The sequence below is a fragment of the Spirillospora sp. NPDC046719 genome (assembly GCF_040645715.1).
In the GTDB taxonomy this organism is placed as follows: Bacteria; Actinomycetota; Actinomycetes; order Streptosporangiales; family Streptosporangiaceae; genus Spirillospora.
In genome coordinates this window covers 1-12,923 of the sequence record NZ_JBEYYT010000011.1, presented here as the reverse complement: position 1 = coordinate 12,923, position 12,923 = coordinate 1, and the positions used below count along the sequence as shown (strand labels likewise).

General features: G+C 70.1%; 14 protein-coding genes. 3 read left to right on the top strand and 11 right to left on the bottom strand.

All coding sequences use genetic code 11. The features are described 5' to 3' along the window. Positions 1–16 precede the first annotated feature (16 nt). Entirely contained in the window at positions 17–988 is a 972-nt protein-coding gene (locus ABZ914_RS03560) for a TAXI family TRAP transporter solute-binding subunit (RefSeq protein ID WP_500191403.1), read from the top strand. Beyond that, entirely contained in the window at positions 985–1,869 is an 885-nt protein-coding gene (locus ABZ914_RS03555) for an LLM class flavin-dependent oxidoreductase (protein WP_500191402.1), read from the top strand. Before ABZ914_RS03560 ends, ABZ914_RS03555 begins: the two co-directional genes overlap by 4 nt. Before the next feature lie 69 nt (positions 1,870–1,938). Here the strand turns inward: ABZ914_RS03555 and atpD are convergent, their stop codons facing one another. The 11 genes from atpD to ABZ914_RS03500 all read right to left on the bottom strand — a co-directional run bounded on the left by atpD (position 1,939) and on the right by ABZ914_RS03500 (position 11,911). Then, positions 1,939–3,369 (bottom strand): F0F1 ATP synthase subunit beta, encoded by a 1,431-nt coding sequence (gene atpD, locus ABZ914_RS03550; RefSeq protein WP_190862009.1) that lies wholly within the window; start codon positions 3,367–3,369, stop codon positions 1,939–1,941. Between the two features lies 1 nt (position 3,370). After that, complete coding sequence (locus ABZ914_RS03545) at positions 3,371–4,270, bottom strand: F0F1 ATP synthase subunit gamma (RefSeq protein ID WP_500191400.1); 900 nt, start codon at positions 4,268–4,270, stop codon at positions 3,371–3,373. A 5-nt stretch (positions 4,271–4,275) separates the two neighbouring features. Further along, complete coding sequence (gene atpA / locus ABZ914_RS03540) at positions 4,276–5,913, bottom strand: F0F1 ATP synthase subunit alpha (protein ID WP_500191398.1); 1,638 nt, start codon at positions 5,911–5,913, stop codon at positions 4,276–4,278. A gap of 40 nt (positions 5,914–5,953) precedes the next feature. Next, positions 5,954–6,781: a F0F1 ATP synthase subunit delta gene (locus ABZ914_RS03535; RefSeq protein WP_500191397.1), complete on the bottom strand. Its 828-nt coding sequence runs from the start codon at positions 6,779–6,781 to the stop codon at positions 5,954–5,956. Beyond that, positions 6,778–7,335: a F0F1 ATP synthase subunit B gene (locus ABZ914_RS03530; RefSeq protein WP_190862017.1), complete on the bottom strand. Its 558-nt coding sequence runs from the start codon at positions 7,333–7,335 to the stop codon at positions 6,778–6,780. Before ABZ914_RS03530 ends, ABZ914_RS03535 begins: the two co-directional genes overlap by 4 nt. A 31-nt stretch (positions 7,336–7,366) precedes the next feature. Further along, positions 7,367–7,600, bottom strand: a complete 234-nt coding sequence (gene atpE / locus ABZ914_RS03525; protein WP_173099009.1) for an ATP synthase F0 subunit C — start codon at positions 7,598–7,600, stop codon at positions 7,367–7,369. Positions 7,601–7,705: 105 nt separating this feature from the next. Then, on the bottom strand, positions 7,706–8,500 hold the full coding sequence (gene atpB, locus ABZ914_RS03520; RefSeq protein ID WP_500191395.1) for a F0F1 ATP synthase subunit A: 795 nt from the start codon (positions 8,498–8,500) through the stop codon (positions 7,706–7,708). Between the two features lie 61 nt (positions 8,501–8,561). Then, a complete protein-coding gene (locus ABZ914_RS03515) occupies positions 8,562–8,786 on the bottom strand; it encodes a hypothetical protein (RefSeq protein WP_190862021.1) in 225 nt (74 codons plus the stop codon). A gap of 78 nt (positions 8,787–8,864) precedes the next feature. Next, complete coding sequence (locus ABZ914_RS03510) at positions 8,865–9,281, bottom strand: Cg1360 family ATP-synthase-associated protein (RefSeq protein ID WP_190862023.1); 417 nt, start codon at positions 9,279–9,281, stop codon at positions 8,865–8,867. Positions 9,282–9,592: 311 nt separating this feature from the next. Continuing rightward, on the bottom strand, positions 9,593–10,762 hold the full coding sequence (locus ABZ914_RS03505) for a glycosyltransferase family 4 protein (protein WP_190862025.1): 1,170 nt from the start codon (positions 10,760–10,762) through the stop codon (positions 9,593–9,595). A gap of 162 nt (positions 10,763–10,924) precedes the next feature. Beyond that, positions 10,925–11,911 (bottom strand): DUF2207 domain-containing protein, encoded by a 987-nt coding sequence (locus tag ABZ914_RS03500; protein ID WP_500191393.1) that lies wholly within the window; start codon positions 11,909–11,911, stop codon positions 10,925–10,927. Positions 11,912–12,251: 340 nt separating this feature from the next. Here ABZ914_RS03500 and ABZ914_RS03495 point away from each other — a divergent pair, with 340 nt between their 5' ends. Next, the gene (locus ABZ914_RS03495) at positions 12,252–12,683 is read left to right on the top strand and encodes a hypothetical protein (RefSeq protein WP_500191392.1); all 432 of its coding nucleotides are present in this window, start codon (positions 12,252–12,254) and stop codon (positions 12,681–12,683) included. Positions 12,684–12,923 lie beyond the last annotated feature (240 nt).

The following is a 12,923-nucleotide window of genomic DNA, read 5'->3' as shown; positions in this document are numbered from 1 at the left end:
AGGAGAAACACGCGCAATGACCAGGACCGTGAAGACGGCCGCGAGCCTCGTGGGCTCCTTGTGGTGGGAGGTCGCCGACAGCCTGGGGCGGGTCCTGCCGTCCGAGGGCGTCCGGCTCGACATCGACTGGTCCCGCTACGACCATCTGAACGTGCGGGCCGTCGCCGCCGGCGAATGCGAGATCGGCGTGACCATGCCCCCGTTCGTGGACTGGGCCGTCCGCGGCCGGGGACCGCTCGCCGACCTGGACGCCGGGCACCTGCGGGTCATCGCCGCGGTCAACCTCTCCACCTGGCTGGTGGCCGCGGTCGACGCGGAGTCCGGCGTCCGGACGCTGCGGGAGATCGGTGAGAAGAGGTTCCCCTGGAAGCCGATCACACCGCCCGGCGACCAGCTGCTGCGGGCGTGGGGCGAACGCGTCCTGGAACTGCACGGCTTCTCCACGCAGGCGCTGCGGGACTGGGGAGGCGATGACCCGCCGCCCTATGCGAGGGACCTCAGGCACGAGCCCGCCGAGGACGGCCTGCCCGCCCAGTGGATCGCGGACCGGGCCTCGGGCCCGCTGAGCGGTTACACCCACTACCAGCTGGAGAACGGCCTGGCCAATGGCGTGTTCATGTTCGTCAACCTCGCCTCGCCGTGGACGAACGTGCTAGCCAACGTCCGCACGATGAACTTCCTCGACCTGGAGGAGGATGCGCTGCGGGCGGTGGCGGAGGATTTCGGGGCCCAGCTCGTCCCCATCCCGGAGCGGCTGTATCCGGGCGTCGACAGGACCATCCCCACCATCGGCTGGCGGCACCAGTACGTGTACGGGCGCGAGGACACCGACCCGGAACTGGTCCGCGCGATCCTGAAGGCCCTCGAACGTCCCGAGTTCCTCGACAACGCCATGGGCATCTCCTACACGGCGGTCGAACCGGACCTGGTGCCCGGCGTCGAACTGCACCCCGCCGCCCTCGACTGGTACCGGGACCGGCGGAAGTGAGCACGATCCGAGGGCAGCGCGTCGGCTTCGGCGCGACCTACGGACTCGAACCCTTCGACCCCGCCCGGCTGGCCGACGATGTCCGCCGCGCCGAGGCGCTGGGGTACGACCTGTTCTGCCTCAGCGACCACCTGAACACCAGCCACCCGACCCTGGAGACCTGGACCGCGCTGACATGGGCGGCCGCGGCCACCGAGCGCATCGAGGTCATGACCAACGTGCTCGGGCTGCCCTACCGTCACCCGGCGGTCACCGCGAAGATGGCCGAGACCCTCGACCGGCTCTCGGGAGGGCGGCTCGTGCTCGGCCTGGGCACCGGCGGCTACGACCGCGAGTTCTCCGCGTTCGGGCTGGCGGAGCGCACCCCAGGGCAGAAGGTCGCCGCGCTCGGCGAGGCTCTGGAGATCGTCCGCGGGCTGTGGCGTGAGCCCGATGTCTCCTTCAGCGGCGACCACTTCCACCTCGACGGGGCGCGCATCGAGCCCAGGCCGTCCCATCACATCCCGATCTGGCTGGGCTCCTACGGCCCGCGGGCGCTCCGGCTGACCGGCCGCACCGCCGACGGCTGGATCCCCTCCCTGACGCGGTTGAGCCTGGACGAGGCGGTGGCGATGCGGAACACCGTGCTGGACGCGGCCCGGGCCGCGGGCCGCGACCCCGACGAGATCACCTGCGCCGCCAACATCGTCGTCGCCTTCGGCACTCCGGACCCGCCACCACCCGCGGAGATCACCGGTGGCGCCGAGGCGATCGCCGAGCGGGTCACCGCGATCGTCGAAGCCGGCTTCACCTTCGTCAACGCGATGTTCCGCGACGCCGAGGCCCGCGAGCGTTTCGCGATCGAGGTGATCCCGCTGGTCCGCCAAGCCACCGCCCGCTGAACCAGGACGCGGGGGGGGGGGGGGGGGGGCCGCGGGGGGCGGCCGCCCGCCCCCCCCCGCCGGAGCGGACTACTTCTCCAGCTCCTTGGCCTTCTTCTCGACGTCCTCGATGCCGCCGCACATGAAGAACGCCTGCTCGGGCAGGTGGTCGTACTTGCCCTCCGCCAGCGCCTTGAACGAGGCGATCGTCTCGTCCTTCGGCACCGTCACACCGGGCTGGCCGGTGAACTGCTCGGCCACGTACATCGGGTGCGACAGGAAGCGCTCGATGCGCCGCGCCCGCTTGACGGTGACCTTGTCCTCCTCGGAGAGCTCGTCGATACCGAGGATCGCGATGATGTCCTGCAGCTCCTTGTACTTCTGCAGGATCCGGATGACCTCCTGGGCGACCGCGTAGTGCTCGTTCCCCAGGATCTGCGGGTCCATGATCCGCGAGGTGGAGTCGAGCGGGTCCACCGCCGGGAAGATGCCCTTCTCGGAGATGCTCCGCGCCAGCGTGGTCGTCGCGTCCAGGTGCGCGAACGTGGTGTGCGGCGCCGGGTCGGTGATGTCGTCGGCGGGCACGTAGATCGCCTGCATCGAGGTGATCGAGTGACCGCGCGTCGAGGTGATCCGCTCCTGCAGCACGCCCATCTCGTCGGCCAGCGTCGGCTGGTACCCCACCGCGGACGGCATGCGCCCGAGCAGCGTGGAGACCTCCGAACCGGCCTGCGTGAACCGGAAGATGTTGTCGATGAACAGCAGCACGTCCTGGTTCTGGACGTCGCGGAAGTACTCCGCCATCGTCAGCGCGGACAGCGCGACGCGCAGCCGGGTGCCCGGCGGCTCGTCCATCTGCCCGAACACCAGCGCGGTGTCCTTGAGGACGTCCGCCTCGTCCATCTCCACCCAGAGGTCGTTGCCCTCACGGGTGCGCTCGCCCACGCCGGCGAACACCGAGGTGCCGCCGAAGTTGCGGGCGACGCGGCGGATCATCTCCTGGATGAGGACGGTCTTGCCCACACCCGCGCCGCCGAACAGGCCGATCTTGCCGCCCTTGACGTACGGGCACAGCAGGTCGATGACCTTGATGCCGGTCTCCAGCATCTCCGTCTTCGACTCCAGCTGGTCGAACGCCGGGGCCTTGCGGTGGATCGGCCAGCGCTCGGTGATCTCCAGCGACGCGGTCGGGGCGTCCAGCGCCTCGCCGAGGGCGTTCCACACGTGGCCCTTGGTGACGTCGCCGACCGGCACCGCGACGGACTCGCCGGTGTCGACCACCGGCGCGCCGCGGACCAGGCCGTCCGTCGGCTGCATCGAGATCGCCCTGATCATGTTGTCGCCCAGGTGCTGGGCGACCTCGAAGGTCAGGGTCTTCTCCTCGCCGCCCAGCGTGATCCGGGCGTGCAGCGCGTTGTAGATGTCCGGGATGGCGTCGGCGGGGAACTCCACGTCGACGACCGGGCCGATGACGCGTGCGACGCGCCCGGTCGCGGTCGCCGTCTCTACCTGTGCAGTCATTTCACTCCCCGCCAGACTCGGCGAGCGCGTCAGCGCCACCGACGATCTCGCTGATTTCCTGGGTGATCGCGGCCTGCCGCGCCTGGTTCATCTGGCGCGTGTAGACCCCGAGCAGATCATTGGCATTGTCGGTCGCCGACTTCATCGCCCGCCGCACCGACGCCTGGAACGACGCCGCCGACTGCAGCAGCATGTGGAAGATGCGGCTCTCGACGTAGTTGGGCAGCAGGAGGTCGAGCGCCGCCTGCGCGGACGGCTCGAACTCGTAGGTCGGCAGGACCTGCCCGTCGCCGTCGCCCTCGGTGACCTCCAGCGGCATCAGCCGCCGGACCTGCACCTTCTGCGTCAGCATCGAGACGAACTCGGTGTAGACGACGTGGATCTCCCCGACCCCGCCCTCGGCGTCGGTCTTCAGGAAGTCCTCGGTCAGCCGCCGCCCGATCCGCTCGGCGTTGGCGAAGTCGGGCCGGTCGCTGAACCCGTGCCAGGTCTCGGCGAGCTCCCGGCCCCGGAACCGGTACCAGTTGATGCCCTTGTTGCCGATGACGTACGGGACCGGCTCGCGGCCCTGCTCGCGCAGCGCGGTGATCAGCGACTCGGCCTCGCGGATGACGTTGGCGTTGTAGGCGCCGCAGAAACCGCGGTCCGAGGTGATGATCAGCACCGCGCTGCGGTTGTCGGTCGGCTGCTCGTGCAGCAGCGGGTGGTCGATCCCGACACGGTGGCTCACCAGCGCGGACAAGGCCTGCGTGATCCGGTCGGCGTACGGCTTGGAGGCCGCCACCGCCTGCTGGGCCTTGACGATCCGCGACGTGGCGATCATCTCCTGGGCACGCGTGATCTTGGCGGTCGACTTGACCGTCTTGATCTGCTGCCGGAGTTGACGAAGCTGTGCGGCCATGGCCGTCAGCCCTTCTTGACGCGGGTGATCGTCTCCTGCTCGACGGCCTCGTCCTCGATCGCCTCGACGGGCTCCTCCGCGCCCAGCAGGTCGCCCTCGCTGGTCTGGAAGCCCTTCTTGAACTCCGTGATGGTGCTCTTGAGGCTGGTGAGGTCGTCGTCGGACAGCTGCCCGGTCTCCCGGATCGAGGTCAGCAGGCCGGCGTCCTCGCGCTCCACGTAGTCGAGGAACTCGCGCTCGAAGCGGCGGACGTCGGCGACCGGGACCTCGTCCAGCTCACCGGACGTGCCCGCCCACACCGAGATGACCTCCTGCTCGACCGGGAACGGCGAGCCCTGCGGCTGCTTCAGCAGCTCGACCAGGCGCGCGCCGCGCTCCAGCTGCGCGCGCGACGCCGCGTCCAGGTCCGACGCGAAGGCGGCGAACGCCTCCAGGTCGCGGAACTGCGACAGCGCCAGGCGCAGCGTGCCGGCGACCTTGCGCATCGCCTTGATCTGCGCCGAGCCGCCGACCCGGGACACCGAGATACCGACGTTGATCGCCGGCCGGACGCCCTGGTTGAACAGGTCCGTCTCCAGGAAGCACTGCCCGTCGGTGATCGAGATGACGTTCGTCGGGATGTACGCCGAGACGTCGTTGCCCTTGGTCTCGATGATCGGCAGACCGGTCATCGAGCCGCCGCCCAGGTCGTCCGACAGCTTCGCGCAGCGCTCCAGCAGACGGGAGTGCAGGTAGAAGACGTCGCCGGGGTAGGCCTCGCGGCCCGGCGGGCGGCGCAGCAGCAGCGACACCGCGCGGTAGGCCTCGGCCTGCTTCGACAGGTCGTCGAACACGATCAGGACGTGCTTGCCCTGGTACATCCAGTGCTGCCCGATCGCCGACCCGGTGTAGGGGGCGATGTACTTGTAGCCCGCGGGCTCGGACGCCGGGGCCGCCACGATCGTGGTGTACTCCAGCGCGCCCGCCTCCTCCAGCGACCGCCGCACGTTGGCGATCGTGGAGCCCTTCTGGCCGACCGCGACGTACACGCAGCGGACCTGCTTGGCCGGGTCGCCCGAGTCCCAGGCTTCCTTCTGGTTGATGATCGTGTCCACGCAGACCGTGGTCTTGCCGGTCTGCCGGTCACCGATGATCAGCTGGCGCTGGCCGCGGCCGATCGGGGTCATCGCGTCGATGGCCTTGATGCCGGTCTGCAGCGGCTCCTTGACCGACTGCCGCTGCACGACGGTCGGGGCCTGCAGCTCCAGCGCCCGCCGCTCGGTGCTCTCGATCGGGCCCTTGCCGTCCAGCGGGTTGCCCAGCGCGTCCACGACGCGGCCGAGGAAGCCGTCGCCGACCGGGGCCGAGAGGACCTCTCCGGTGCGGCGGACCTTCTGGCCCTCCTCGATCTTGCTGAAGTCACCCAGCACCACGGCGCCGATCTCGCGCACGTCCAGGTTCAGAGCCAGGCCACGGGTACCGTCCTCGAACTCGAGGAGTTCGTTGGCCATCGCCGAGGGCAGGCCCTCGACGTGGGCGATACCGTCGCCGGAATCGACGACGGTGCCGACCTCTTCGCGCGCGGCGGCCTCGGGCTCGTACGACTGGACGAAGCGCTCCAGCGCGTTCCGGATCTCATCCGGACGGATCGTCAGCTCCGCCATGATTCCTCTCTTGCTCCCTTTGGGGTCAGCTCTGCCGGCGTCAGCCGGTGCCGAGCCGCCGGCGGACGTCGTCCAGCCGTCCGGCGATCGTGCCGTCGATGATCTCGTCCCCGATCTCAATCGACAGGCCGCCGATCGCCGTGGGGTCGAGCTCGATGTTCAGGTGTACTTCGTGGCCGTAGGCGGCGGCGAGCACCGCGGCGAGCCGGGTGCGCTGCGCGTCCGCCAGCGCGACCGGGGTGCGGACCAGCGCGACCAGCCGCTGCCGCCGCTGGGCGACGATCCGGCCGTACTCGGCCAGCCCGCCTTCCAGGCTACGTCCTCGCGGGCGCAGCACCAGTTCCCTGATCAGCGTCAGCGTGGCCGGCTGGACCTTGCCGTCCAGCAGCGCCTCGACCAGGCCCGCCTTGCGCTCGGCGGGCAGGCCGGGGCCGGCGAGGGCGCCGCGCAGCTCGATCTCGCTCTCGAGGACCCGGGAGAAGCGGAAGAGCTCGTCCTCCAGGTCGTCGAGCCGGCCGGCCGCCTCCGCCCTGGCGGACTCGGCGGTGACCGCGAGGGCCTCCACCGCGTCCGACAGCTCCGAGGGGGTGGACCAGCGCATCCGGACCACGTCGGCGACCAGCCCGAGAGCGGCCGGCGACACCTTGCCCTCCAGCAGGATCCGGACGAGCTGCGCCTTGTCGGCACCGTCCCGCGCCGGGTCGGAGACCGCCCGCCGCAGGCCGTGCTCGCGGTCGATCAGGTGCAGCACCGCGAACAGGTCGCCGCCCAGCCCGTCGAGGTCGGGGCCGGCGGAGGAGATGACCGCCTCCAGCCGCTCCCTGGCCTCGGCCAGCGACGCCCTGCTCACCGCTCCCGTGATGGTCATGATGTGATCTGCTCCTGCGTGCGGGCGCGCTCCTCGAGCTCCTCGAGGAACCGGTCGACCACCCGGCTCTGGCGGGCGCTGTCCTCAAGGGACTCGCCCACCACGCGGGAGGCCAGCTCGACCGACATCGAGCCGATCTCGGCACGCAGCGAGGACAGCGCCTGCTGGCGCTCGGCCTCGATCTGCGCCTTGGCGGCGTCGATGATGCGGCGCGCCTCGGCCTGGGCCTGCTCCTTCATCTCGGCGATGATCTGAGCGCCCTGCTCCTCGGCCTTCTTGCGCAGCTTCGACGCCTCGATCGCGGCGTCCTTCTGCTGGGCCTTGTACTGCTCCAGCGTCTGGCGGGCCTCCTCCTGCGCCTGCTCGGCGCGCTTGAGACCCCCCTCGATCGCGTCGGTCCGCTCGTCCAGCGTCTTCTGGATGCGCGGGGTGAGGATCTTGCCGACGACGACCAGGACGACGACGAAGGAGAAGATCCCGACGACCAGCTCGTACGGGTGCGGCATCAGAGGGTTGTTCTGCTCCGCGGCCAGCACGGACGCTGACGTGATCATGTGTGCAGCCCTCCTCGGGTCCGGCTCCTGATCAGACGCTCTTGAAGATGAACGGCGCGACCAGGCCGATCAGGGCGAGCGCCTCGGTGAGGACGAAGCCCAGCAGCATGTTGGTGCGGATCACGCCGGTCAGCTCCGGCTGGCGGGCGATCGCGTTGACGCCCTGGCCGAAGATGATGCCGATGCCGATGCCCGGGCCGATGGCCGCGAGGCCGTAACCGATCGCGGTGACGTTACCGTTCACGGCGGCGAGGACTCCCGTCATGGGTTCATTCCTTTTCTGTCGGCCGGCGGAGTGTCCGCCGGTCTGGGCTTTTCGAGGTTGTCGGTTTCGGGGCGCGCGCCGGGGGGCACTGTCCGACCCGGAGGTCTAGTGATCGGCTTCGAGACCGCTCTGGATGTACATCGCGGCCAGCAGCGCGAACAGGAACGCCTGCAGGAACTGGATCAGCAGCTCGAGGGTGGTCATCAGGATGGTGACGATCACCCCGATGATGCCGACGCCGAACCCGGCGACGGTGGGCTTCTCGAACAGGAACCAGAAGCCGACGAGGCTGAAGAACGCGAGGATCGTGTGGCCCGCGAACATGTTGGCGAAGAGCCGCACCGCGTGGGTGAACGGGGCGATGATGAAGGTCGAGAGGTACTCGATCGGCACCAGCAGGATGTAGACGGGCCAGGGCAGGCCCTTCGGCAGCATGTTGGTGAAGTACTTCGCGCCCTGGTGCCGGATGCCCAGGTAGACCTTCAGGATGTACACGAATCCCGCGAGCACGGCCGGGTAGGCGATGTGCGAGGCGATCGGGAACTGGATGACCGGGAAGACGGCCATGATGTTCCAGATCCAGATCAGGAAGAACAGCGACATCAGCAGCGGCATCCACTGCTTGGTGTTCTTGCCGAGGAACGGCCTCGCGACCTGGTCCCGGACGAACATGTAGCCGACCTCGCCGAGGTTCTGCGCGCCCCGCGGCACCAGCTTCGGCTTGGCGAAGGCGACCCAGAAGAACGCGCAGACCAGCAGGGCGCCGACGACCGCGAAGAGCACCGGTTTGGTCAGCCAGGTCGGCGCGCCGTCGAAGAGGGGCGGAAAGTCGAAGATCTCAGGCCCGGGGGCCTGGAACTCATCTCCACCGGAGGAGGCGAGGACCGTCAGCGCGTTCACGCGGCGTTCCCTTCATCAATGTGGTGATGTTTCACGTAGGCTTCTTCGGCGGCGGGGCCGCTCAGACGGAGTGGCGACCGTACTTGACGTAGACCAGGTAGATGGCGAGCGTCACGCCGATGATCAGGCCGATCGGGATCAGCCACTGCCACCCGCTCCACCAGGCCAGCAGCCACCCGATCCCGCCCCAGATAGTCATGCCGGACAGGAGGTAGCTGGGCACGGACCAGGCGACGTCGGCGAATTCCCGCTGGCCGTCCTCCGGCCGGGGCTTCTGCTCGCTCATCGCGCTCCGGACGATAGCAGGCCATGCCTGCGGTGGTCATATTGGAGTAGTCCGCCCGGACCGTGCGAGGCGGGATCATCACGGACTCCGGTCCAGGGCGCTTTCGGGGTCGTCAACGTAGGGCCTCCGCTGTAGGGCGACGCGGAACTCGGCGGCGATCCAGCACAGGGCCAGGGCGATCACCGCCCAGCCGAACACCGTGGTGTTCCAGAGGGAGACCCCGTCCATCGCCGTGACCAGCACCATCACCGCGAAGATCTTCACCACGTAGCTGGCCAGCGCGGCCAGCATCATCGTCTGGGCGGAGATCTTCCCGGCCCAGGAGACCGCGATCGCGCTGATGGAGAAGAAGATGAGCACCACGACGGTGGCCAGCGCCGCCGCCAGCGCGCCCTTGCCGCCCGCGGTCAGCAGGCCGATCAGGACGGCGCCCACCCCGACCGCCCCGGTCGGGATCGCGGCGCCGCGGAGCATCCGGGCGTCGGAAGATTGCATGAGGGCTCCGGCTGGTCACGTTCAGTGGTCGTCTCTTGTTCGTGAAAGGTATCACAAGCGTCCGGAATGTCCACAATTACCCTAGAGGTAACGCCCTGCCCGGGTGGTTTCCGGGCCGCGGGCCACACTCGCACCACGGACCTTAACCCAGGTCACGGCGCCCGATCCGGGGAACGGCCGGGACGCGCCGCGGGCCGCGGACCGCGGCGGACACGAGGCGTGAACACTGCGAGAGGGAGGTCGCCCCGCCCGCTCCGCACGTTCGATCCGAATGGTATTCGACGCGCTGTAGTAGACCGTCCGTCCGGCGGTCAGACCGGCAGTTGCGGGCGGGCGGCGGGCTGCTGCCCGGTGTCGCCCGGCTCCGCCGCGGCGTTCCGCCGCCGGCCGCGCGGCCGGCCGAGCCGCAGCATCAGCACGACCCCGGCGACCGCCACCACGACCGTGACCCCGAGGGTGATCCACGCGGCGTCGAACAGCGCCAGCCCGACCAGCCCGGACGCCAGCAGCCCGACCCAGAAGTACATGATCAGCACGGCCCGGCGGGTGGAGTGGCCGAGCTGCAGCAGCCGGTGGTGCAGGTGCTGCTTGTCCGGAGAGAACGGCGACTTGCCCTGGTTCGTCCGGCGCCACACGGCCAGCAGCATGTCCATGAACGGGACCGCCGCGACCGCCGGCACCAGCAGCAGCGGCACGTACAGCGGGAACAGCCCGTTCGACAGCACCGCCGGGTCGAACTGCCCGGTCAGCAGGATGGTCGACGCGCTCAGCAGCAGCCCGATCAGCATCGAGCCGGTGTCGCCCATGAAGATCTTCGCCGGGCTGAAGTTGTGCGGCAGGAACCCCAGGCACATCCCGAACAGCACCGCCGCGGTGAGCGTCGCCCCGCTCAGCGTGGTCATCCCGTTGGTCTTGGTCAGCAGGTAGGCGTAGCCGAACAGGCCGAGCGCGGCGATCCCGACGACCCCGGCCGCCAGCCCGTCCAGGCCGTCGATGAAGTTCACCGCGTTGATCGTCGCGACCACCACGAACACCGTCAGCGGCACCCCGTAGGCGGGCGGCAGCGACAGCGACTCCCCGTTCGGCAGCGGGATCGAGTAGATCTGGATGCCCTGCATGATGAAGATCCCGGCGGCGGCCACCTGCCCGGCGAACTTGGTGAGCGGGTCGACCTCCCACCGGTCGTCGGCGATCCCGACCAGCACGATCAGCCCGCCCGACATCAGCAGCGCCTTGCCCACCCCGATGTCGCCGGCGGCCAGCACCTTGCGCATCTCCGGCAGCCCGGACGCGACGACCAGCGCCGCCACCATCCCGCCGAACATCGCCAGCCCGCCCAGCCGGGGCGTCGGGATGACGTGCACGTCGCGGTCCCGGGGGACGGCCTGCGCGCCGAACCAGACGGCGAAGCGCCGGACGGCGGGCGTCAGCAGGTAGGCGACCAGCGCGGCGACCAGGATGGTCAGCAGGTACTCCCGCAACTCCCCTGCGCCTCCCTTCGCCGATCACCGCCGTCCGCGACCGCGCCGTCCGCGATCACCCTGCGACATGCCCCGATTGAACGCACCGTCACCGCGCCGGGGTTCCCGACCGGGTAAGACGATCGTCGATCACGATCGGTTCGCCGTCACGACCGGCCAACTCTAGTCCCACCGGGCCGCATCCGCCGCATATCGCGCCGTCCCGGACGTCGTGGAGCACATCACGGCCGCCCCGGCGATCACCAGCGCGAGGCCCGCCAGCGACCGGTCCCCCAGCGAGAACGCCCACGGCCCGCGGTCCAGCACGTCGTCCGCGGCGTCCGACAGGACGAGCAGCGCGCCCACCACCGCCATCGCGGCGCCCGCCCGGCGGTGCGGCGCCGGCCTCCGCGCCGCCAGCGCCACCGCGGCCAGCGCCAGCGCGAGCACCGCCGAGCCCGGCCAGGTCCCCGCCCAGTGCGGCCGGGCGTAGTGCGGCGGCGGGACGGCCACCGCGTGCTTCGGCAGCCGGACCCGCACCGTCATCCCCTCGTGCGGGGCGAGGGCGCTCTGCATGAAGTCCACCGCGTACCGCCCGTCGCGGACGCCGAGGCAGCGCGTCGTGGCCCCCGGCGAGCCCGCCCGGCACGTCGCGTGCCGCAACGGGACCGGCGCCTCCACCCGGACGACGGCGTCCCCGATCGGCACGTCCCAGCTCGTCCCGATCGCGTCCCAGACCAGCTCGTCGTGGTCGGCGTACGGGGTGAACGCCCAGCCCACCGCGTACTCGATCACGTACGCCTGGCGGCCGCGGACCTCGCGGTGCCGGTCCCCGACGGTGATCTGCAGGTCGTTCAGCCAGCGCATGGTCCGGGCGCGGGCGGGAGCGCCCGTCGACGAGCCCGCGCTGACGTCCCGCACGTCGAACAGCCGATTCGCGCGGCGGAACGGCACCCGGCGCACGATCCCGTGCTCGCCGCCCCGGTCGAAGTCGTAGGTGATCGTCTCCCGGACGCGCACCACCCCGTCGCGGCCCAGCGTGAGGACCACGTCGTAGGTCGGGATGCTCTCGCGCGGCACGGGCGCGGCGGCCGCCGCGGGCAGCAGGAAGACCACGGTCACCAGGACCACGCCCGCGGCGATCACGGGCCCCCGAACACGGCCGCGCATTCCCCGAATGGTCTCACCGTTGCGCGCGCCGTGTCGGCATGACCCGCCGCGCGCCGCCCGCCGGCCGTGCCGCCGGATGAATGAGATCTTCGTCATGACCGGCCGTCCGCGGCGCCCGTGGCGCACCGGGGAAGCCCGTCCGGAACCCCTCGGGAGACGGGTTCCGGCCCCGGAGCGTGCCGCGTCCGGACTGTTGGACGCGGGGACGGCCCCGCTGGTTCAGGCGAACCGATCTTTTCGGCCGCCCCTGGCCGCTCGGTAAGAAAACCGTAAAGATGATCTTGATATCACTGCTAGGTTATCCGCCGCTAACCCGTGATTCATGAGCATGGAGGGACCAATGCGGCGATTCGCAGCCGTAGCCCTGACCGCCGGCGCACTCCTGACCGGCACGGCCCTCGCCGGCGCTCCCGCCGAGGCCGCCACCACCCACAGCTGGGCGCCCTACAACTCCTACGGCGGCGTGAGCGCCTGGGGCACCTACACCCGCCAGGGTGGCAGCACCTACGTCACCGGATACCTCCGGGACAGCAAGAAGAACGGCTGGACCGCCTGCGTCCGGTTCCTCTTCACCGAGGGCAACAAGAAGTACTGGTCCCGCTTCAAGATCGTCGGCTACACCTCCAGCGGCACCCAGTACAACTACGACGGCAAGGCCACCGTCAAGATCAAGACCAGCTCCTCCTACAGCTGGCACCTGTGGGTCCAGGAGTGCGGCCGTAACAAGAAGACCGGCCAGTACCTCTACGGCAAGGGCAAGAAGCTGTTCTGAGTTTCGTGCATCGCCCTCGGCGTCAGGCCCTGGAGGGCCTTCCTTCAACGGGCGATGCGGCGATCGCTGCATCGCCCTGGTGGGCTCGCTGCGCGATCAAGTTCTCGCAAGCTCGAACTTGGCTTCGCACGCGATCGCAACGCTGAGGTTCACGCCGGCTGAGGTCACGGACGGGGGCGTGACCGCTGGCGGCCGCCGGACATAGAACGGCCGGGCAGGTGATACCTGCCCGGCCGTTTG

What these genes read in the sequence shown, in the direction of transcription:
- ABZ914_RS03560 (WP_500191403.1), top strand. Translation starts at nt 17, where the DNA reads ATGACCAGGACCGTGAAGACGGCCGCGAGCCTCGTGGGCTCCTTGTGG.
- ABZ914_RS03515 (WP_190862021.1), bottom strand. Translation starts at nt 8,786, where the DNA reads ATGAGCGAGCAGAAGCCCCGGCCGGAGGACGGCCAGCGGGAATTCGCC.
- ABZ914_RS03530 (WP_190862017.1), bottom strand. Translation starts at nt 7,335, where the DNA reads ATGATCACGTCAGCGTCCGTGCTGGCCGCGGAGCAGAACAACCCTCTG.
- ABZ914_RS03545 (WP_500191400.1), bottom strand. Translation starts at nt 4,270, where the DNA reads ATGGCCGCACAGCTTCGTCAACTCCGGCAGCAGATCAAGACGGTCAAG.
- atpA (WP_500191398.1), bottom strand. Translation starts at nt 5,913, where the DNA reads ATGGCGGAGCTGACGATCCGTCCGGATGAGATCCGGAACGCGCTGGAG.
- atpD (WP_190862009.1), bottom strand. Translation starts at nt 3,369, where the DNA reads ATGACTGCACAGGTAGAGACGGCGACCGCGACCGGGCGCGTCGCACGC.
- ABZ914_RS03510 (WP_190862023.1), bottom strand. Translation starts at nt 9,281, where the DNA reads ATGCAATCTTCCGACGCCCGGATGCTCCGCGGCGCCGCGATCCCGACC.
- ABZ914_RS03535 (WP_500191397.1), bottom strand. Translation starts at nt 6,781, where the DNA reads ATGACCATCACGGGAGCGGTGAGCAGGGCGTCGCTGGCCGAGGCCAGG.
- ABZ914_RS03495 (WP_500191392.1), top strand. Translation starts at nt 12,252, where the DNA reads ATGCGGCGATTCGCAGCCGTAGCCCTGACCGCCGGCGCACTCCTGACC.
- atpE (WP_173099009.1), bottom strand. Translation starts at nt 7,600, where the DNA reads ATGACGGGAGTCCTCGCCGCCGTGAACGGTAACGTCACCGCGATCGGT.
- ABZ914_RS03500 (WP_500191393.1), bottom strand. Translation starts at nt 11,911, where the DNA reads ATGCGCGGCCGTGTTCGGGGGCCCGTGATCGCCGCGGGCGTGGTCCTG.